Raw genomic sequence first — 20,523 nt, 5'->3', positions numbered from 1 at the left:
CCACAAGGATCGCGATTCCATGTCCAATTTGTGTTGGTAGCCTAAACATGAACATCACCGATAACCTCAAGGACTACCAACAGGTTCGCGGCCTGGCCATCCAGTCGCTGTTCGAGATTATCGAGCAGTCCAGCGAGGGCACAGTGATTGTCGACCGCGACGCCAATATTGTCTGGATGAACGAGCGTTACGCCAAGCGCTTCGGCCTGAAAAGCGCTGACGAAGCCATCGGCCAGCCCTGTGAACAGGTGATTTCCAACAGCCTGCTGCGCCAGGTGGTGCGCAATGATCAGCCGATCTTGCTGGATATCCAAGACACGCCCAAAGGCCCGCTGGTGGTAATGCGCCTGCCGATCCACAACGACGCAGGCGCGGTGATCGGGGCGATTGGTTTTGCCTTGTTTGATGAGCTGCGCAACCTGTCGCCATTGATCGAACGTTACCTGAGCATGCAACAGGAGCTGGCCTCCACACGCTCATTGCTGCGTTCGCGCCAGAGCAAATACAACTTTGCGCACTTCATCGGCACCAGCGCCGCCAGCCTTGAAGTGAAACGCCGGGCGCGGCGCAGTGCGAGTACCGAATCGCCGGTATTGTTACTGGGGGAAACCGGCACCGGCAAGGAGTTGCTCGCCCAGGCGATTCACGGCGCCTCCACGCGGGCGCACAAGGCCTTTGTCAGCGTCAACAGCGCGGCGATTCCCGCAGACCTGCTGGAAGCCGAGTTCTTCGGGACCGCACCGGGCGCGTTTACCGGTGCTGACCGCAAGGGCCGTCCCGGTAAATTCCAGATCGCCCAAGGCGGCACGCTGTTCCTCGACGAGATCGGGGACATGCCCCTGCCGCTGCAAAGCAAATTGCTGCGGGTATTGCAGGAAAAAGAATTCGAGCCAGTAGGCTCCAACGAGATGCTGCACAGCGATGTGCGCGTGATTGCCGCGACGTCCATGGACCTGGAGGCGGCGATCAAGCGCGGCGAATTTCGTGCGGACCTGTATTACCGGCTGAATGTGCTGCCGATCCAGGTACCGCCGTTGCGTGAGCGGCTGGAGGATGTCCCGGCGCTGAGTGAGGCGATCCTTGAGGAACTGCGCAGCCAGCATGAACTGGATCATGAAGCGTTAGCGTTATTGGCGCAGCATGCGTGGCCGGGGAATATCCGTGAGCTGCGTAACGTGCTGGAGCGCGCGGCGTTGTTGAGTGATGACTTGGTGTTGGATGCCCGGGAAATTCGTGCGGCGATTGGTACGTTCACCCCGGTGGAGCGTGACAGTGCGCTGGCACCGGTCGAGGGGGAGAGTTTCAGCGCGGCGCGGGCGCGGTTTGATCGGCAGGTGATTGGGGCGGCGTTGAGGGACTGTGGGGGGAATGTGGTGGAGGCGGCGAAGCGGCTGGGGCTTGGGCGCTCGACGCTGTATAAGAAAATGGTGGCGTTGGGCATCAGCGAATCTCAATAAAGAGACATAACTCTCGAATTCAAGACAACCTAATGTGGGAGCTGGCTTGCCTGCGATCGCTGTGGTTCAGCTTGCATATAGGCTAGCAGGTAGACCGCTATCGCAGGCAAGCCAGCTCCCACATTTGAACTGCATTTGTCTCAAATAAGAGACAAACCTTAGAGTTGTTGTTTGAGTAATCTTAAATATCCTTATATTTCAATAGCTTGTGATCTTGGCACACATCTCGCTATAGCCCTCCTTCAGCCTCACCCCACAAAAATAACAACCCGATGGAGACACACCATGAGTGTGATCATTGCCCTGGCAGCCCTGGCGCTGCTGATGCTGGCTGCCTACCGTGGCTACAGCGTTATCCTGTTTGCCCCCATCGCCGCCCTCGGCGCTGTGCTGCTCACCGACCCGTCCGCCGTCGCCCCTGCGTTTACCGGGGTGTTCATGGAGAAAATGGTCGGCTTTATCAAACTGTATTTCCCGGTGTTCCTGCTCGGTGCGGTGTTTGGCAAGCTGATCGAGTTGTCGGGCTTCTCGCGCTCGATTGTCGCCGCCGCGATCCGCTTGCTCGGCACGCGCCAGGCGATGCTGGTGATCGTGCTGGTCTGCGCCCTGCTCACCTATGGCGGCGTGTCGCTGTTCGTGGTGGTGTTTGCGGTGTACCCGTTCGCGGCGGAGATGTTTCGCCAGAGCAATATTCCCAAGCGGCTGATACCGGCAACCATCGCCCTCGGTGCGTTTTCGTTCACTATGGACGCCCTGCCCGGCACGCCGCAGATCCAGAACATCATCCCCAGCACCTTCTTCAACACCACCGCCTGGGCCGCGCCGTGGCTGGGGTTGGTCGGCACAATCTTCGTGTTCTGCGCCGGCATGCTGTACCTCGCGCGCCAGCGCAATAAGGCGCAACGTGCCGGTGAAGGCTATGGCACCGAACTGCGCAACGAGCCCGAAACCGCTGAGAACCTGACCCTGCCCAACCCATGGATCGCGCTGTCGCCGCTGATTCTGGTGGGGGTGATGAACCTGTTGTTCACCCACTGGATCCCGCAGTGGTACGGCAAGGCCCACAGCCTCAGCCTGCCGGGCATGAGCACACCGGTGACCACCGACATCGCCAAGCTGACCGCAATCTGGGCGGTGCAGGCGGCGTTGCTGGTGGGCATCATCATGGTGCTGGTGTTCGGCTGGTCGGCGATCAAAAGCAAGCTGGCCGAAGGCAGTAAAAGTGCGGTCAGCGGTGCGCTGCTGGCGGCGATGAACACCGCCTCGGAATACGGTTTTGGCGCGGTGATCGCCTCGTTGCCAGGCTTTTTGGTACTGGCAGACTGGCTCAAAGGCATTCCCAACCCGCTGGTCAACGAAGCAATTACCGTGACCCTGCTGGCCGGTATTACCGGCTCCGCGTCGGGCGGCATGAGCATTGCCCTGGCGGCCATGTCCGAGAGCTTTATTTCGGCGGCCCATGCGGCCAATATCCCCCTAGAAGTGCTGCACCGGGTGGCGGCGATGGCCAGCGGCGGCATGGACACCCTGCCCCACAACGGCGCGGTGATCACGCTGTTGGCGGTGACTGGCCTGACCCACCGCGAAGCCTACAAGGACATTTTCGGCATCACGATCATCAAGACCCTCGCGGTGTTTGTGGTGATCGGTACTTTCTACGCCACCGGCATTGTGTGAGGTTTTCATGACGACATTGAACGGCAAGACCGCTCTGGTCACCGGCTCCACCAGCGGCATCGGCTTGGGCATCGCGTTGAGCCTGGCAAAGGCCGGGGCCAATCTGATCCTCAACGGCTTCGGCGACGCCGGCGCGGTGATCGCGCAAGTGCAAGCGTTTGGCGGCAAGGTCGGCCATCACCCGGCCGACGTCAGCGACCCGGCGCAGATCGCCGACATGATCGCCTACGCCGAGCGTGAATTCGGCGGCGTGGATATCCTGGTGAATAACGCCGGCATCCAGCACGTCGCGGCGGTGGAAGACTTCCCGGTTGAGCGTTGGGACTCGATCATCGCGATCAACCTGTCCTCGGTGTTCCACAGCACGCGCCTGAGCTTGCCAGGCATGAAAGCCAAGGGCTGGGGGCGCATCGTCAATATCGCGTCGGTGCATGGGCAAGTCGGTTCCGTGGGCAAGGCGGCGTATGTGGCGGCCAAGCACGGCGTGATCGGACTGACCAAAGTAGTGGGCCTGGAAACGGCAACCAGCAACGTCACTTGCAACGCCATCTGCCCTGGCTGGGTGCTGACGCCGCTGGTGCAGAAGCAGATTGATGATCGCGCCGCCAATGGCGTGGACCCGCAGCAGGCGCAGCATGATTTGCTGGCACAGAAGCAGCCGTCACTGGCGTTTGTCACGCCGCCGCAGCTGGGTGAGTTGGTGCTGTTTTTGTGCAGCGAGGCGGGTAGCCAGGTGCGCGGTGCGGCGTGGAATATGGATGGCGGTTGGCTGGCACAGTAATTCCAGCTAACAGCGATCAAAGGTGGGAGCTGGCTTACCTGCTCCCACAGTGTTGACCTGCTTTCGTTCAAAGAATAAGAGGCAGCTTTATGTCCGACATCCTCTGGCAACCCTCCCCGGCACGCATCGCCAACACGCGCATGGACCAGTTCCGCCGCTACCTCAACGACCACTACTGCGTGCAGCTCAGCGACTACCCGGACCTGCACCAGTGGAGCATCGACCAGCGCCCGGATTTCTGGCGGGCGATCGTGGCGTTCTTCGACGTGCAATTTCGCAGTCCGCCCACGGCCGTGCTGATCGAAGACACCGAGATGCCCAGTGCCCACTGGTTCCCCGGCGCCACGCTGAATTTCGCCGAGCACCTGCTGCGCCGCCGCGACGACCACCCGGCGGTGGTTGCCATCGGCGAAGACGGCAAACGCGAGCAATTGACCTACGCCGAACTGGCTGCCCATGTCGCCGGCCTGCAAAAAAGCCTGCGCGCTGCCGGCGTCACCCAGGGCGACCGGGTTGCCGCGTGCATGCCCAACACCTGGCAAACCCTAGTGGGCATGCTCGCGACCACCAGTATGGGCGCGATCTGGTCGTGCTCATCGCCCGACTTTGGCACCCAGGGCGTGATCGACCGTTTCGGCCAGATCGAACCCAAAGTGCTGATCACCTGCGCCGGTTACCGCTATGCCGGTAAGCACATCGACCAGACCGCCAAGCTCAATGAAATCCTCGAGCGCCTGCCGTCCCTGGAACAGTTGATCATCGTGCCTTATGCACGGCCCCAGGCGCGGGTCGAGGACTACCGCACCCACGCCAGCATCTCCCTGTGGCAGGACGCCTACCAAGCCGGTGGCGAGCCGGAATTCGTCGCCGTACCGTTCGATCATCCGCTGTACATCCTCTATTCCAGCGGCACCACCGGTATCCCTAAATGCATCATCCATGGGACCGGCGGCGTGCTGCTCACCCACCTCAAGGAACACGGCCTGCACGCCGACCTGTCGCGCGAGGACTGCCTGTTCTACTACACCACCTGCGGCTGGATGATGTGGAACTGGCTGGTGTCGGTGCTGGCCATCGGCGCCACGGCGGTGCTGTATGACGGTTCGCCGTTTCACCCGGGCCCCGAGCGGCTGATCGACCTGATCGACGCGGAAAAGATCAGCGTGTTCGGCACCAGCCCCAAGTTTCTTGCCACGCTGGAAAAGTCCGGCCTGCAACCGCGCATGACCCACGACCTGAGCAGCCTCAAAGGCCTGATTTCAACAGGTTCACCGTTGTCGCCGCAGAGCTACGACTACGTGTATCGCGAGATCAAGCGCGAGTTGTGCCTGTCCTCCATGTCCGGCGGCACCGATATCGTCTCCTGTTTTGTGATCGGCAACCCAGTGTTGCCGGTGCGGCGCGGCGAAATGCAGTGCAAGAGCCTGGCAATGGCCATTGAAGTGTGGAACGACCAGGGCCAGCCACTGATCGGCGAAAAAGGCGAACTGGTGTGCACCCGGCATTTCCCGGCCATGCCGATCGGCCTGTGGAACGACCCGGAGCGCCATAAACTGCGCGCCTCGTATTTCAGCCAGTTCCCCGGCGTATGGGCCCAGGGTGACTACGCCGAACAGCGGCCCAATGGCAGCTTGCTGATTCACGGGCGTTCCGACGCCGTGCTCAACCCGGGCGGCGTACGCATCGGCACGGCAGAGATTTATCGCCAGGTGGAAAAAGTCCCACAGGTGCTGGAAAGCCTGGCGATTGGCCAACGCTGGCAGGAAGACGTTCGTGTGGTGCTGTTCGTGCGCCTCAACGACGATGTCGACCTGGACGCAGCCCTGGAGCAACACATTCGCCAGGTGATCCGCGCCAACACCACACCACGCCATGTACCGGCGAAGATCCTCGCTGTCACCGATATCCCCCGCACCATCAGCGGAAAGATCGTTGAATTGGCGGTGCGCAATGTGGTGCACGGCGAGCCCGTGAAGAACACCGACGCCCTGGCGAACCCGCAGGCGCTGGAGCAGTTTCGCAATCGCCCTGAACTGGCTGAAGGATGAAAGGTTTCAGCCCCGGCGCACTGATTTGAAGACAAACCCTGAATGCATGCTATTTTTCGGGGGTAGTCACTCATTCCCACGTCACGGGATAATGGGTGTTGTCATCTTTCAAAGCGTTACGCTCAGGGTTTTTACATGAAGGGAACATCCACCGGTAGCGAAGCCGCCGCTTTAATTGCGCGGCTGGACTGGGCGCAAAGCCCACTCGGTGAGGCCAATGATTGGCCACAAAGCCTGCGCACTGCCGTGGATATCGTCGTGCACTCGCCGATGCCGATGCTGCTGTTGTGGGGCAGCCAACTCACGCAACTCTATAACGACGGCTTCGCACTGCTGGCGGGTAACAAACACCCCGAAGCCATGGGCAAACCCGCGCACCAGACTTGGCCGGAGCTGGAAAGTTTTGCCGCGCCGGTCTACGACGCTGTGCTCAGCGGCGAGGTGCGCACGTTCAGCGAGCAGCGCTTCGTGCTGCAACGCAATAATCGCGACGCCGAGATCTGGCTGGACCTGACCTACAGCCCGGTCCGCGATGAAAGCGCCAACGTGGCTGGCATCCTGGTCACCGCCATCGAAACCAACGAACGCCGCCGGGCCCAGCACAACACGGAACAACGCCTGCAACTTGCCCTGGCGGCCACTGACGCCGTAGGCACCTGGGACTGGGATATCGGCGAAGACCGTTTTATTGCCGACGCGCATTTCGCCTACCTGCACGGCGTCGACCCCAGCGATGCAGGCCTGCTGCCGATCAGCGAGTACCTGCAAGGCGTACACCCCGAAGACCGTGGCACGGTGACGCGCAGCATCAAACACTGCATCACCTTCGGCACCGAATACGCTGAGGAATACCGCCTGCTGCAGGCCGATGGCAACGTGCGCTGGGTGTTTGCCCGGGGCCGTTGCTACAAGGACCATCAAGGCCGCCCGGCGCGGTTCCTCGGTGCCGCATTGGACCTCACCGAGCGCAAGCACACCGAACAGGCCCTGCGCCACCTCAACGAAAACCTTGAGGAACGCGTGGCCCAGCGCACCCAGGCGCTGGCCGAGTCCAACCAGCGCCTGCAAAACGAAATGTACGAGCGTGAGCGCGCCGAAGACGCCCTGCGCCATGCGCAGAAAATGGAAGCGGTCGGCCAACTCACCGGCGGTATCGCCCATGACTTCAACAACATGCTCACCGGTATCATCGGCAGCCTGGACCTGATGCAGCGCTATATCACCGCCGGGCGCAGTGATGAGATCGGGCGTTTTACCGATGCCGCCGTGTCGTCCGCCCATCGTGCGGCCGCCCTCACCCACCGCTTGCTGGCGTTCTCACGCCGCCAGTCACTGGACCGACGCCCGCTGAACCCGAACCAATTGGTGACGTCTCTGGAAGATTTGTTCCGGCGTACCACGGGCGCGCATATCTCGCTCAAAGTGCAACTCGGCCATGACATCTGGCCGGTGAACACCGATGCCAGCCAACTGGAAAACGCTTTGCTCAATTTGGTAATCAACGCCCGCGATGCCATGCACGATGGCGGTGAAATCCTGATTGAAACCGCCAACAGTTACCTGGACGGCTCCGACATCACCACCCTTGAACCGGTCAAGGCTGGCGACTACGTGATGCTGGGCGTGTGCGACAACGGCACGGGCATGGCGCCGAAGATCCTGGCCAAGGCGTTCGACCCGTTCTTCACCACTAAACCCATCGGCCAGGGCACCGGCCTGGGGCTGTCGATGATCTACGGGTTTGCCCAGCAGTCCGGCGGACACGTGACCATTCAAAGCGAACCGGGCCAGGGCACGTGTGTGCGCCTGTACCTGCCGCGCCTGTACGGTACGTCGCTGGAAAGCAGCCAGCCGCCGCACCTGAGCGAAGCCCCGTTGGCGCTGGCGGGTGAGGCGGTGGTGGTGGTCGAGGACGACCCGGCGGTGCGCATGCTGGTGGTCAATGTGCTCGATGAACTGGGCTACACCGCGCATCAGGCGGCGGACGCACGGGCTGCACTGCCGCTGCTGGAGTCGGACCTGCGCGTAGATTTGCTGGTCACCGATGTCGGCCTGCCGGGCATGAACGGCCGGCAGTTGGCGGAAATTGCCCGTCAGCAGCGGCCCGGTCTCAAGGTCCTGTTCATGACCGGGTACGCCGAGAAAGCCGCTGAGCGCCAGGGCTTTCTGGAAGACGGCATGAACATGGTTGCCAAACCGTTTTCCATCGACCTGCTGGCCACGACAATCCGCAGCATGATCAGCGTGGACGAATGAGTTCAGGCATAATCGCGCGCCGTCGCACACCTGGTAGAGATCAATGAAAGCCCAAGTCCGTCATATCCTGGTGAAAACCAGCGAAGAAGCCGAACAACTCAAGCAGCGCATTGCCAAGGGCGAGGCGTTTGACGTGCTGGCCAAGAAGTACTCCACCTGCCCGTCTGGCAAGCGTGGCGGCGATCTGGGTGAAGTGCGGCCTGGGCAGATGGTCGGGCCGATTGATGCGGTGATTTTCAAGAAGCCGGTGAAGGTGGTTCACGGGCCGATCAAGAGTAAGTTTGGGTATCACTTGGTACAGGTGTTTTACCGGGACTAAGGGGTTGGCTTTGGACCGCTTTCGCGAGCAAGCCCCACAGTTGACCGCATGTCATCTGAAGGAATGCAGTCAACTGTGGGGCTTGCTCCCGAACCGCCGCAGGCGGCCATTCACCCGGGAATCAAAGCTCCCGACACCTGGATCACCCGACTCGCCAACCGATGCCCAGCCAAGGCGGCCTCTTCGGGTGAGCCCCCCTTGAGCCGACCAGCCAAATACGCCGCACTGAACGAATCCCCCGCCGCCGTCGTATCCACCACCTTCTCCACCTTCAGCGCGGGCACTGCGAAGCGCTCCCCTGCACAACGGATCAAACACGCGTGCGCACCGCGCTTGAGCACCACCTCAGCAATCCCCGGATACGCTGCGAATACCTGCTCACTGTCGGCATAACCAAACAACGCGCGCTCGTCATCCTCGGTCAACAAGGCAATATCCACCTCGGCCAACACCTGGTGATACGCCGCCCGTGCCGCCTCGACACTGGCCCACAAGCGCGGTCGGTAGTTGTTGTCGAATACCACCTTACCCCCGCGTCGACGGGTTTCGCTCAAGGTTGGCAGCAAACGCTCACGGCCGATTTCACCCAGTACGGCCAGGGTAATGCCGCTCAGATACACCACGTCGTAGTCCGGCAAGGCGGCCAGGATCGGCTCGGCCGCAGGCGTAGTGAAGCACTCGCGCACGGCGGCTTCGTTACGCCAATAGAGGAATTTACGCTCGCCATTGGCATCGGTCTGGATGCAATACAAGCCTGGCAAACGCCCGGGCAGGCGCTGGACCCTGCCCAGGCCCAAGCCTTCTTGCGCCCACTGTTGGCACATGGCGTCACTGAAGCTGTCATCGCCCAGTGCGGTAACGTAGTCGACGTGAGCGGTGTCGCCCAGTTCACGGCGCAGGTAGACCGCCGCGTTAAGGGTGTCGCCGCCGAAGCTCTGGTGCAGGCTGCCGTCGGCGCGGTGTTGCAGTTCGATCATGCATTCGCCGATGAGGGCGATGTGGGGCTGGGAGGGCATGGCATATCTCTCGAGTGGGCTGATGGCCCCTTCGCGAGCAAGCCCGCTCCCAGTTGACTGCATGCCTACAGATAAAATGCGGTCAATGTGGGGGTGGGCTTGCTCGCGAAGGGAGCGACACGGTCTAGAAGCAGGTATGCAAAGACTCAATCACCTGCAACTGCTCATCCACCAGGCAACCCACTTGCCACTTGTCAAAGGTCAGGCAAGGGTGGGAAGTGCCGAACGAGATGATGTCGCCAATACGCAACTCCACCCCCGCGGCGACGGTCATGAATGCATGCTGATCCATCACTGCCGTGACCTTGCACGCGCCCACATCATCGCCTTCCGCCGGAACAATACCGGCCTTGTAGCGCTTGAGCGGCACCGGCAAACCGGCGTCATAGGCGACGTCACGCTTGCCCAGGGCGATCACCGCAAAACCGGGCTCAGGCATAGACTGCACATGCGCCCAGACTTCCAGCGCCGGGCGCAGGCCTTCGCTGAGGTCGCTACGGCGGTCAAGCACGCAGCATTGCGCCTCTTTGTAGATGCCGTGGTCGTGGGCCACGTAGCTGCCCGGGCGCAGCACGCTGAGGAAGCGGCCGGCGGCGTTTTGCGCCTCGAAAGACTCGGCGATCAAGTCATACCAGGCGGACCCCGACGCGGTGACGATGGGCTTGGGCAGGTCGAAAGAGCCGTTGTTCTGCAGGTCAACTGCCAAGCGCACCAGGCTGGCGGCGAACTCACGGATGCCGCTGATGGCGTGCTCGCCATGGATCACGCCTTCATAGCCTTCGATACCGGTAAGGGCCAGGGCAGGCTGGGCCTTGATCGCCTTGGCCAGATCACGGACCTCCTGCTCGCTACGGCAACCGCAGCGGCCACCGACCACGCCGTATTCGATCATCACGTTGAGGCGCAAACCGCGAGCGGCGAAAAACAGGCCGAGGTCGGCGACGTTATCCGGGTGGTCGACCATGCAGTGGAAGTCGAAATCCTTGTCGGCCAACAGGTCAGCGATCAACGCCATATTTGGCGCGCCCACCAGTTGGTTGGCCATCAACACACGGCGCACGCCGCCGGCATAAGCAGCACGGACCTGTACGGCGTTGGCCAGGGTGATGCCCCATGCACCCGCTGCGATCTGGCGCTGGAACAGTGCCGGCATCATGCTGGTCTTGCCATGGGGCGCGAGTTCGGCGCCGCTCTTGCTGACAAAGTCCTGCATCCAGCGGATGTTGTGCTCCAGGGCGTCACGGTGCAGCACCAGGGCGGGCAGGCTGACGTCACGAACCAGGTGGGCACCGGCAGCAGCCGCGCCCTTTTCAACGGCATTGATGGCAGACATGGAAAACTCCTATTCGTTGATGCGCCGGGCCAGGTGGTTGGCGCTGTCGATCAACACCCGGCGATAGTCGTTGTAGTTTTTGAGCGCGTCGGCGCGTGGGGCGACGATGCACAGGGTCGCAATGCTGATGCCTTGGGCGTCCCGTACCGGGGCGGCAAAGCAATGGGTAAAGGTGTCGGCCACACTGTCGAAGGAAAAGAAGCCATCAAGGGTGGCCTGACGGATTTGCGCCAGGAAGGTCTCCAGCGATAGGCGCTCGCCATCCGGCAGGATGAAGTCGTCGGGATCGATCAGATCAATGATCTGCTGATCGCTCAAGTGCCCCAGCAGCAGGCGTCCGGAGGCGGTCCAGGGGATCGGTGCGTTTTCGCCGATGTCCGAGGAAATCCGGAAATGCCGCTCGCCTTCGCGCATCAGCGCCACCGTGTATTTGCGCCCGTTGAGCAGGCACATCTGCGCGGTTTCGTGGGTTCGGCTGACGATTTCCTGCAAGGCGTGGTCGGCCTCGCGGGTCAGGTCGAAATGGCGCAGGTGCGCCTGGCCGAGAAAGTACAGTTGGCGGCCGAGGTAGACGTGACCGTCCTTGCCCACCGTTTCGAGGATGCGTCGTTCGAGCAAGGACGCGACCAATTCGTAGACGGTGGATTTGGGGCTGCCGATGCCGCTGGCAATATCATTCGGGCGCAGGGGTTGGCCGATTTCCTTGAGGAAATCGAGGATATCGAATGCACGGTCCAGGCCCTTGGCGCGGCGTTTGATGGTGTCTTCGGTCATGGCGGTTCCGGTCCGGTCAAAGGTGTGTGCTGCACCGCGATCCCCTGTGGGAGCGGGCTTGCCTGCGATGGCGGTGGGTCATTGGCGGATGGGCTGGCTGACACTCCGTCATCGCAGGCAAGCCAGCTCCCACAGCTGATCTCCAGTGGCCTCAAGATTGAGGGGCATTTAGCCTTTTTTCTTGTAGGCCACGCAATCAATCTCGACCTTGCAATCGACCATCATGTTCGCCTGCACACAGGCACGTGCCGGGGCGTGTTCCGGGGTGAAGTATTCGCCGAATACCTTGTTGAAACTCCAGAAGTCCCGGGGGTCTTCCAGCCATACGCCGACGCGCACGACGTCTTTGAGCTCATAGCCGGCTTCTTCGAGGATCGCCACCACGTTGCGCATCGTCTGGCGGGTTTGCTCGATAATCCCGCCGGTGATGATTTCGCCGTCCACCGCAGGCACTTGGCCCGAGACGTACAGCCAGCCGTCCGCTTCCACCGCGCGGGCGAAAGGACGTGGCTGGCCACCTCCGGCTGTGCTACCGGCACCGTAACGAGTGATGCTCATAAAAATAGGCTCCTGATTAAAAACGAATGTTCTTGAGAAATTCCGCCAGGCGCGGCGATTGCGGGCGTTCGAAGATGTCCTTCGAGGTGCCCTGCTCTTCAATGCGGCCCTGGTTCATGAAAACGATTTTGTCCGAGACTTCATAGGCAAAGCGCATCTCGTGGGTAACCAACAACATGGTCATGCCCTCTTCCGCCAGGCCCTTGATCACGCTGAGCACTTCGCCCACCAACTCGGGGTCGAGGGCCGAGGTGACTTCGTCGAACAGCATCAGGCTCGGGTTCATGGCAATCGCGCGGGCAATGGCCACACGTTGTTGCTGTCCACCGGAAAGCTGGCCGGGAAAGTGGTTGCGACGCTCTAAAAGCCCTACGCGGTCCAGCCATTTTTCCGCCAGCGCGACGGCTTCGTCCTTGCCCATTTTCTTGACCTTGAGCAGGCCAAGGGTAACGTTCTGCAACGCAGTCAAATGTGGGAAAAGGTTGAATTGCTGGAACGCCATGCCGGTCATCGCACGGTGCTGGGCGATCACCCGTTCAGGATGACGTACGCGCTTGCCGGCAATCTCGCTGTAGCCGATGGACTCGCCATCGAGGCTGATCTGGCCGCCCTGGAACTCTTCGAGCAGGTTGACGCAGCGCAACAGCGTGGTCTTGCCCGAGCCGCTGGAGCCGATCAAGGTCACCACATTGCCGCGCTGCATGGAGAGGTCGACGCCCTTGAGCACTTCGACTTCGCCGTATTGTTTGCGCAGACCGCGAATGTTCAGCAGCGGTTGGGTTGTTTGAGGTTGGTTCATGGCAAGGCCACCCGCTTTTCAATGTAGCGACCGAATAATTCGATGGCGTAGTTGATGACAAAGAACAGAAACCCGGCGAACAGGTAGAACTCCAGGGTCATGAAAGTGCGTGCGATCACTTGCTGGGTGCTCAGCAGCAGCTCGGCCACGCCGATCACCGAGAGCAAGGTCGAGGCTTTGACGATTTCCGTCGAGGAGTTGACCCAAGTCGGCAGGATCTGGCGCAGCGCCTGGGGCAACAGCACGTAGCCCAGGGACTGGTAGAACGTCAGGCCAATCGCCCTGCCCGCTTCCAGTTGCCCACGGGGAATGGCTTGCAGCGCGCCGCGCACGATTTCCGAGACGTGGGAGCCGCAGAACAACGTCAGCCCGACCGCGCCGGCCTCAAACGCGCTGATTTGCCAGCCGAGTGCCGGCAGCATGTAGAAACACGCCAGTACCAGTACAAATACCGGTGTGCCACGGATCAAGTCGACATACAGCCGAAACGGCGCACGCATCCAGAATTTGCCGTAGGTGAGGATCAACCCGGCGACGATGCCGATCAGGGTGCCAAAGATAATGGCCAGCGCCGAGACATACACGCTAGCCTGGAAGCCCGCCCAGAGCGTCTCCCGGGCGATCCACAACTCATGCAGCCAGCTTGGGGATTCGTACATGGAAACCTCGCTTAACGACGGATCGCCAGGCGCTGTTCCAGGTAACGGAGCAGCATGGCGATGAGGTAACAGGCAGCCACGTAGAGCGCGGTCGTGACCATCCAGGTTTCAATTACCCGGTAGCTTTCGACGTTGATCTTGCGGGCGTAATAGGTCAGCTCCGGCACCGCGATGGCGGCGGCGAGCGAGGTGTCCTTGAACAGCGAAATGAAGTTGTTCGACAGCGCAGGCAGCACGTTGCGCAGCATCACCGGCACGGTGATGTAGGCGCGGATACGCCACTCTCCCAGGCCAATGGCCAAGCCGGCTTCACGCAGGCCCTTGGGAATGTTCAACAGCCCGGCGCGGAACACTTCGGTCAGATAGGCACCGGCGTAAAGCGACAAGGTGATGATGAACGAGGGGATCTTGTCCAGGCGGATACCCAGGCTGGGCAAGGCGAAGTAGATCAACAGGATCAGTACCAGGATCGGCGTATTACGCACCACCGTCACATACACCGAGGCGAAGATTCGCAGCGCGCGGTGCCTGGACAGCATGGCAAACGCCATCAGCAGGCCAATCACGCAGCCGATGGCGATCGACAGCAATGCCAGTTGCAGGCCCAGGCCGAGCCCCAACAGCAAGGTGTCGAAATCGCGCCAGACGGCAGCAAAGTTCAACTGATAGTTCATGGTCGACAGTACCTGAATGGGGGCGCCGTTCGCGGCGCCCCGGCTTTCATGAATTACTTGAACTCAACCGGGAAGCCGATCGCCGGCTCCGGCAGATCAACGCCGAACCACTGCTTGAAAGAGGCCTTGTAGGTGGGGAATTCCACACCGGTCATGGCTTCATGCAACGCGGTGTTGACGAAGTTCAGCCAATCCTGATCGCCACGCTTGACGGCGCACGCATAGGTCTGCGGGCTCCAGGCGTAGGCCGGGCTGCGGTAGCGGCCGGGGTTCTGCACCATCAGGTATTTGACCGAGGACTGGTCGGTGGCGGCGGCGTCGGCGCGGCCGGAGTTCACGGCCTGGTACATCAGGTCGACGCTGTCGTACTGGTCGACCTTGGCCTTGGGCAAAGCCTGATGCACCAGCTCTTCGGCGTACACGTTTTGCAGCACGGCCACAGTCACGCCATCGCCGCCCGCCTGCAGGTCTTCAATCTCTTTGTACTTGCTGTTGTTCGGCAGCAGCAGGCCCACGCCTTCGCGGTAGTACGGCAGGGTAAAAGCGACTTGCTGCGCGCGGCTGGCGGTGACGGTAATGAACTGACAACTCATGTCGACCTTGTCTGTCAGCAGGTTGGGAATGCGTGCGTCGGACGACTGCACCACAAACTCGACCTTGCTTGGGTCGTTGAACAAGCCCTTGGCCACGATGCGGCCGATGTCGATATCAAACCCCTGCAACTTGCCATCCGCTCCCTGGAAGTGCCACGGCGCATTGGTACTGCCTGTACCCACGATCAGGTGCCCACGCTTGAGCACGTTATCGAGCTTGCTGTCCGCCGCTTGCACAAGGCTGGCGAGGGACGCCGATGCGACGAAGAGAAAAACACACGCTTTAAACACGGAAGGTCGGTGATGCATGACAAGCACTCCAAGAAATGTGTATTCCGCTATACCGGAACGTAGTATGTAACAACGGAATAAACAGCAGAAAGTGTGCCACACGTGGTAACAGAAAAATATGATTGGAATAAATTCGTTATGAATCAGCTGGATGAATCTTTTTCGCGACGAGGCGTTGCGCCATCACCTGAAATGCCCCTGCTACCCAAGGCCCCACACAACGGTGATCGGCCCCACTGGGGTGCGCCATAACAGTGTTACCGCGCACCCGTGCAGTGCACGCCCACCATTGAAAAATCCTTGCCCTGGGCTAGCCTTGGCACATTCATGTCGATAAGGACCCCGCCCTGATGAAGCTACGTCTCAGCCTGTTTCTGCTGGCCTTCCTGGTGACCACCGGCGCCTGCGCCAGCAAAGATCGTCGTGACTGCAAGGAAGAACTGCGCAAGCTCAACGAAGCCTTGAGCACCCACTACACGAGCCAGAATCACCACGGCTATCGCGAAGCGAAGGCCTCCAGGGACAACTTGGAATACAAGAAATGCGCGAGCCAGGCGCGCAAGGCGCGGGAACGCGTGGAGCGTAAGGAGGACCTGTGAAGGTTGACAGTAGACGAGGGTGATTGCCGGGCTTAGCGTTGGCAAAAACCAGCGCTGCCCGGGAGATCATTATGGGGATTGCTACGCAAAAAATTTCTGATGCCAAACACTTTCAAAGGGTGCTGAATACGCCAAGGCCAGTGTTCATTCTGTTTATTTCCAAACACTGTCGCGCCTGCGTGAGCGCAGACCCCTTGTTCGAACTGATTGCCTCAAGACACCCCTGGATAGTGAGCATGGTGCTTAATTGCTCGGAAACGCCGAGGCACCCAAGCGTAACCGGCACCCCAACGTTGCTGATCTACCTCAACGGAACCTTGATGGAGATGTTCAAAGGTTTCGGTCCTGAGCAAGAACAGGTGCGGTTTGTGACAGATACGTTCAAACGTTATGACCAGCGCAAGGTCGCAAAACCACCTGCGTCACCCGCCGCTCCTCCACCGCCGCCACCGTCAAGCGCCAGCCTTCATGCTCCAGGCTATCGCCCACCACCGGCAAACGGTCCAGCAGGCTCATCACCAGGCCGGCCAACGTCTGATAGTCCTCGGTCGCAGCAGCCTTGAAGCCTGTGCGCTGACTAACCAGATTGAGGTTCAACGCACCATTGGCGCGGAAACCATCGCCCTCCTCGACGATATCCGGCCCCTCGACCTCACTGGCATCCGGCAACTCACCGGCAATCGATTCAAGAATGTCGGTCATGCTCAACACGCCCACGAAATCACCGAATTCGTTGATCACAAAAGCGATGTGGGTCGACTCCTGACGCATCTGCTCCAGGGCGTTGAGGATCGAAAAACTCTCCAGCAAGTTGATTGCCCGGCGCGCCAAATGCTCCAGGTTAGGCTCGTTGCCGGCCAGGTACTCCTTGAGTAGCTCCTTCTTGTGCACAAAGCCTAGGGGCTCATCGACGGCACCGTTGCGAATCAACGGCAAACGCGAGTAGGACGAATGCATCAATTTTAGGCGAATAGTGTCGGGATCGTCCGACAGATCGATACAGTCAACCTTGGCCCGCGGCGTCATCAGTTTACGAATTGGCCGTTCGGCCAGTTGCAGCACGCCACTGATCATCACGCGTTCACGTCGGCCAAACAGCGGACCTTGCGTCGCATCCGACTCGCCGAGCAAATCGGCCACGTCTTCGCCCACCTCTTCCACCGCCAGGCTGCGGCCGCCGAGCAAACGCATCACCGCGTGAGCGGTACGCTCGCGCACCGGCAGCACACCTTGCGCCGACTTCTTGCGACGGGCGCGGGCAATCTGGTTGAACACTTCGATCAGGATCGAGAAACCAATGGCCGCGTACAGGTAGCCCTTGGGAATATGGAAGCCCAGGCCTTCGGCGGTCAGGGCGAAACCGATCATCATCAAGAAGCCGAGGCACAGCATGATCACGGTCGGGTGCGCATTGACAAAGCGGGTCAACGGCTTGCTCGCCACGATCATCAGGCCGATGGACACGATCACCGCGATCATCATCACCGCCAGCTCGTCCACCATGCCCACGGCGGTAATCACCGCATCCAGGGAGAACACCGCATCAAGCACCACGATCTGCGCCACGATGGGCCAGAACATCGCGTAGGCGACGTTGCCGGCTCGCTGTGCGACATGACCCTCCAGGCGCTCGTGCAATTCCATGGTGGCCTTGAACAGCAGGAACACACCACCAAACAGCATGATCAGGTCACGGCCGGAGAAGCTCTTGTCGAACACCTCGAACAGTGGCTGGGTGAGGGTCACCAACCAGGAAATACTCGCCAACAGGCCCAGGCGCATCAGCAGCGCCAGGGACAAACCGATCAAGCGCGCACGGTCACGCTGCTCCGGCGGCAGCTTGTCCGCCAGGATCGCAATAAACACTAGGTTGTCGATGCCCAGTACCAGTTCCAGCACAATCAAGGTCAACAGGCCGAGCCAGGCCGTTGGATCCGCTAACCATTCCATCTATAAAGCCTCTTCAATCGAATTTCAGAATGCCAGACACGGCAAGGCAGGGTCAGGGGCCCGGGACAAGACTAGCAGTCGGAATACGGGGTGCTTCAGCGGGAACAGCAGCAGCGGTTGTCTTGGGGAAAGACGACTGGGAGGCTCCGAGAGGGTGTTCATGCAAATCCTGCAATGACAAAAGGATCTGAATCGTACAGGCGAATCCGAACCTCCCCACAACCCAAACTATTACAAGATCTGTAAAACCTGCCAAATCAATACGATCATATGATCATCAATTGAAATTAATATCACGTTAAAATATTAAAAATAAGGTAATTGCCTCATAAAAATCCAACGATTTGCAATATGCGGCCTATTTTCAGGTTTTATGCGAAAAAATTTGACTGATCAGATTCTCATTTGCTAAACATATGATCACAACAAGGCAATGCATGAACGACTGACCACAACAATAAATAGGTGCTCATCATGAAACCTGGTTCGACCATCGCCGCCGCAGCGGCCCTCACCCTCCTCGCCAGCAGCCTCGCCCTGGCCGCCGACGCCAAGACCTACAAGGTCGGTGCCGCGGTCTACGGCCTCAAGGGCCAGTTCATGCAGAACTGGGTACGCGAGCTCAAGGAACACCCCGCCGTCAAAGACGGCACCGTTCAACTGACCGTATTCGACGGCAACTACGACGCACTGACCCAGAACAACCAGATCGAAAACATGGTGACCCAGCGCTACGACGCCATCCTGTTCGTGCCCATCGACACCAAGGCCGGCGTGGGCACCGTCAAGCAAGCCATGAGCAACGACGTGGTGGTCATCGCCTCCAATACGAAAGTAGCCGATGCCTCCGTACCCTATGTGGGCAACGACGATGTGGAAGGCGGCCGCTTGCAGGCCCAAGCCATGGTCGACAAGCTCAACGGCAAGGGAAATGTGGTGATCATTCAGGGCCCGATCGGCCAGTCGGCGCAGATCGATCGGGAAAAGGGCGAACTGGAAGTGCTGGGCAAGCACCCGGACATCAAGATCATCGAGAAAAAGACCGCCAACTGGGACCGCGCCCAGGCCATGACACTCACTGAAGACTGGCTGAACGCCCACCCCAAAGGCATCAACGGCGTGATCGCGCAAAACGATGACATGGCCCTAGGCGCAGTACAGGCACTGAAATCCCACGGCCTGACCTCCAAGGACGTACCGGTCACCTCCATCGACGGCATGCCAGATGCGATCCAGGCGGCGAAAAAAGACGAAGTCACCACCTTCCTGCAGGATGCCCAGGCCCAATCCCAAGGCGCACTGGACGTGGCCCTGCGTGCACTCGCCGGCAAGGACTACACACCACAATCGGTGATCTGGGAGCGCTACGCCAAAGACGTGAAATGGGCCGATGGCACCGCGAAGAACTACATCCTGCCCTGGGTGCCCGTGACCAACGCCAACGCCGACGCGCTGTACAAGCAAGTCAGCGGCGCCAAATAAACCATTGCCGGTGATCGCTCCCGTTTCCGCACGGGAGCGATGAGTTCACTTTTGCCCCGAGGCCCGCCATGTCCACCGTTACCGAACGTTCGCAAGAACAACTACTGCCGATCATCCCGAAAACCATGCAGGCAGTGGTCTGTTATGGCCCGGAAGATTATCGTCTGGAAACCGTCGATGTCCCTGTGCCCGGCCCTGAGGAAATCCTCACCAAGGTCGAGCTGTGCGGCATCTGCATGGGCGATATCAAGACCTATCGCGGCGCGCCCTCGTTCTGGGGCGATGCCGAGCAGCCGCGCTATGTGAAACCGCCGATGATCCCGGGCCACGAATTTGTGTGCCGTGTGGTCGCCCTGGGCCCCTACGCGGAAAAACGCGGCGTGAAGGTCGGTGATCGGGTCATTTCCGAGCAGATCGTACCGTGCTGGGGCTGCCGCTTCTGCAATCACGGCCAGTACTGGATGTGCCAGAAACACGACCTCTATGGCTTCCAGAACAATGTGCAGGGCGCCATGGCCCAGTACATGATTTTCACCAAGGAAGGCATTATCCACAAAGTCCCGGACGCCATCGCTCCGGACGAAGCCATCTTGATCGAACCCCTCGCCTGCTCGCTGCATGCCGCCGAGCGCGCCAATGTCGACTTCGATGACGTGGTGGTAGTCGCTGGCGCTGGTACGCTGGGGTTGGGCATCATCGGCGCAGTGCGCATGCGTAATCCGAAAAAACTTATCGTGCTGGACATGAAACCCGAACGCACCGCGCTCGCCCTGCGCATGGGCGCGGACGAAGTGTGGAACCCGGCGGACGTTGACGTGCTGGCGAAGATCCGTGAAATCACCGACGGCTACGGCTGCGACATCTATATCGAAGCCACCGGCCATCACAAAGCGGTCAACCAGGGCCTGGCGATGCTGCGCAAGCTGGGGCGTTTCGTTGAGTTCAGCGTATTCAATGACGAGGCGACGGTGGATTGGTCGATCATCGGCGACCGCAAGGAACTGGACGTGCTCGGCTCGCACCTGGGGCCCTACATGTACCCACGCGCCATCGACTTCATCGGCAACCGCAAGATCGACATGCGCGGCGTGGTCACCCACAAGTTCGCCCTGGCAGACTTCAAGGAAGCGTTCGCAGTGATGGAGCGTGGCGACAAGTCCCTCAAGGTCGTACTCGAGCCTTAACCGTCACCGCCAAACCAATGTGGGAACGGGCTTGCTCGCTCCCACGATGGGTTCAACTAAACACTCAGAATCG

18 protein-coding genes and 1 pseudogene are annotated in these 20,523 nt (G+C 60.3%); 10 read left to right on the top strand and 9 right to left on the bottom strand.

Annotated elements, in window-relative coordinates; all coding sequences use genetic code 11:
* The first annotated feature begins 47 nt into the window (after positions 1-47).
* The 6 genes from AACY08_RS24865 (at position 48) to AACY08_RS24840 (ending at position 8,538) form a co-directional block, all read left to right on the top strand.
* Complete coding sequence (locus AACY08_RS24865) at positions 48-1,457, top strand: sigma-54 interaction domain-containing protein (protein WP_339471789.1); 1,410 nt, start codon at positions 48-50, stop codon at positions 1,455-1,457.
* Positions 1,458-1,742: 285 nt separating this feature from the next.
* Positions 1,743-3,134, top strand: a complete 1,392-nt coding sequence (locus AACY08_RS24860; protein ID WP_339471788.1) for a GntP family permease — start codon at positions 1,743-1,745, stop codon at positions 3,132-3,134.
* A 7-nt stretch (positions 3,135-3,141) separates the two neighbouring features.
* Positions 3,142-3,915, top strand: a complete 774-nt coding sequence (gene hbdH / locus AACY08_RS24855; RefSeq protein ID WP_339415873.1) for a 3-hydroxybutyrate dehydrogenase — start codon at positions 3,142-3,144, stop codon at positions 3,913-3,915.
* Positions 3,916-4,004: 89 nt separating this feature from the next.
* The gene (locus tag AACY08_RS24850; protein ID WP_339471787.1) at positions 4,005-5,963 is read left to right on the top strand and encodes an acetoacetate--CoA ligase; all 1,959 of its coding nucleotides are present in this window, start codon (positions 4,005-4,007) and stop codon (positions 5,961-5,963) included.
* A 135-nt stretch (positions 5,964-6,098) separates the two neighbouring features.
* Entirely contained in the window at positions 6,099-8,219 is a 2,121-nt protein-coding gene (locus AACY08_RS24845) for an ATP-binding protein (protein ID WP_339471786.1), read from the top strand.
* A gap of 43 nt (positions 8,220-8,262) precedes the next feature.
* Positions 8,263-8,538 carry a peptidylprolyl isomerase gene (locus AACY08_RS24840; protein WP_339471785.1) on the top strand — a complete coding sequence of 92 codons (276 nt, stop codon included), beginning with the start codon at positions 8,263-8,265 and terminating at the stop codon, positions 8,536-8,538.
* A gap of 110 nt (positions 8,539-8,648) precedes the next feature.
* On the opposite strand, the gene AACY08_RS24835 is transcribed toward AACY08_RS24840, so the two are convergent.
* The 8 genes from AACY08_RS24835 to AACY08_RS24800 form a co-directional block, all read right to left on the bottom strand.
* Complete coding sequence (locus AACY08_RS24835) at positions 8,649-9,554, bottom strand: sugar kinase (protein WP_339471784.1); 906 nt, start codon at positions 9,552-9,554, stop codon at positions 8,649-8,651.
* Positions 9,555-9,678: 124 nt separating this feature from the next.
* Positions 9,679-10,887 (bottom strand): amino acid deaminase, encoded by a 1,209-nt coding sequence (locus tag AACY08_RS24830; RefSeq protein ID WP_339471783.1) that lies wholly within the window; start codon positions 10,885-10,887, stop codon positions 9,679-9,681.
* Between the two features lie 9 nt (positions 10,888-10,896).
* Positions 10,897-11,661, bottom strand: coding sequence for an IclR family transcriptional regulator (locus AACY08_RS24825; protein WP_339415868.1), 765 nt, complete (start codon positions 11,659-11,661; stop codon positions 10,897-10,899).
* A 168-nt stretch (positions 11,662-11,829) separates the two neighbouring features.
* The gene (locus AACY08_RS24820; RefSeq protein ID WP_010210958.1) at positions 11,830-12,219 is read right to left on the bottom strand and encodes a RidA family protein; all 390 of its coding nucleotides are present in this window, start codon (positions 12,217-12,219) and stop codon (positions 11,830-11,832) included.
* Positions 12,220-12,235: 16 nt separating this feature from the next.
* Positions 12,236-13,018, bottom strand: a complete 783-nt coding sequence (locus AACY08_RS24815; protein ID WP_339471782.1) for an amino acid ABC transporter ATP-binding protein — start codon at positions 13,016-13,018, stop codon at positions 12,236-12,238.
* The gene (locus tag AACY08_RS24810; RefSeq protein WP_339471781.1) at positions 13,015-13,677 is read right to left on the bottom strand and encodes an amino acid ABC transporter permease; all 663 of its coding nucleotides are present in this window, start codon (positions 13,675-13,677) and stop codon (positions 13,015-13,017) included. Before AACY08_RS24810 ends, AACY08_RS24815 begins: the two co-directional genes overlap by 4 nt.
* Positions 13,678-13,688: 11 nt before the next feature.
* Positions 13,689-14,351 carry an amino acid ABC transporter permease gene (locus AACY08_RS24805; RefSeq protein WP_049712936.1) on the bottom strand — a complete coding sequence of 221 codons (663 nt, stop codon included), beginning with the start codon at positions 14,349-14,351 and terminating at the stop codon, positions 13,689-13,691.
* A 53-nt stretch (positions 14,352-14,404) separates the two neighbouring features.
* Complete coding sequence (locus AACY08_RS24800; RefSeq protein ID WP_339415860.1) at positions 14,405-15,253, bottom strand: transporter substrate-binding domain-containing protein; 849 nt, start codon at positions 15,251-15,253, stop codon at positions 14,405-14,407.
* A 332-nt stretch (positions 15,254-15,585) separates the two neighbouring features.
* Between AACY08_RS24800 and AACY08_RS24795 the strand changes: the two genes are divergently transcribed.
* Together AACY08_RS24795 and AACY08_RS24790 are read left to right on the top strand one after the other, a co-directional pair.
* A complete protein-coding gene (locus AACY08_RS24795) occupies positions 15,586-15,834 on the top strand; it encodes a hypothetical protein (protein WP_339471780.1) in 249 nt (82 codons plus the stop codon).
* Positions 15,835-15,905: 71 nt separating this feature from the next.
* A pseudogene (locus AACY08_RS24790) lies at positions 15,906-16,190 on the top strand (thioredoxin family protein); the annotation flags it as partial.
* 25 nt (positions 16,191-16,215) lie between these two features.
* Here the strand turns inward: AACY08_RS24790 and AACY08_RS24785 are convergent.
* A complete protein-coding gene (locus tag AACY08_RS24785) occupies positions 16,216-17,784 on the bottom strand; it encodes a TerC family protein (RefSeq protein WP_339471779.1) in 1,569 nt (522 codons plus the stop codon).
* Positions 17,785-18,258: 474 nt separating this feature from the next.
* Here AACY08_RS24785 and AACY08_RS24780 point away from each other — a divergent pair, with 474 nt between their 5' ends.
* Entirely contained in the window at positions 18,259-19,266 is a 1,008-nt protein-coding gene (locus AACY08_RS24780; protein WP_339471778.1) for a substrate-binding domain-containing protein, read from the top strand.
* Positions 19,267-19,334: 68 nt separating this feature from the next.
* A complete protein-coding gene (locus AACY08_RS24775; RefSeq protein WP_339471777.1) occupies positions 19,335-20,450 on the top strand; it encodes an MDR/zinc-dependent alcohol dehydrogenase-like family protein in 1,116 nt (371 codons plus the stop codon).
* Positions 20,451-20,523 lie beyond the last annotated feature (73 nt).

The organism is Pseudomonas sp. EL_65y_Pfl1_R83, from assembly GCF_963970695.1.
GTDB lineage: Bacteria > Pseudomonadota > Gammaproteobacteria > Pseudomonadales > Pseudomonadaceae > Aquipseudomonas > Aquipseudomonas tritici.
This window is presented reverse-complemented; position numbering and strand designations above follow the sequence as displayed.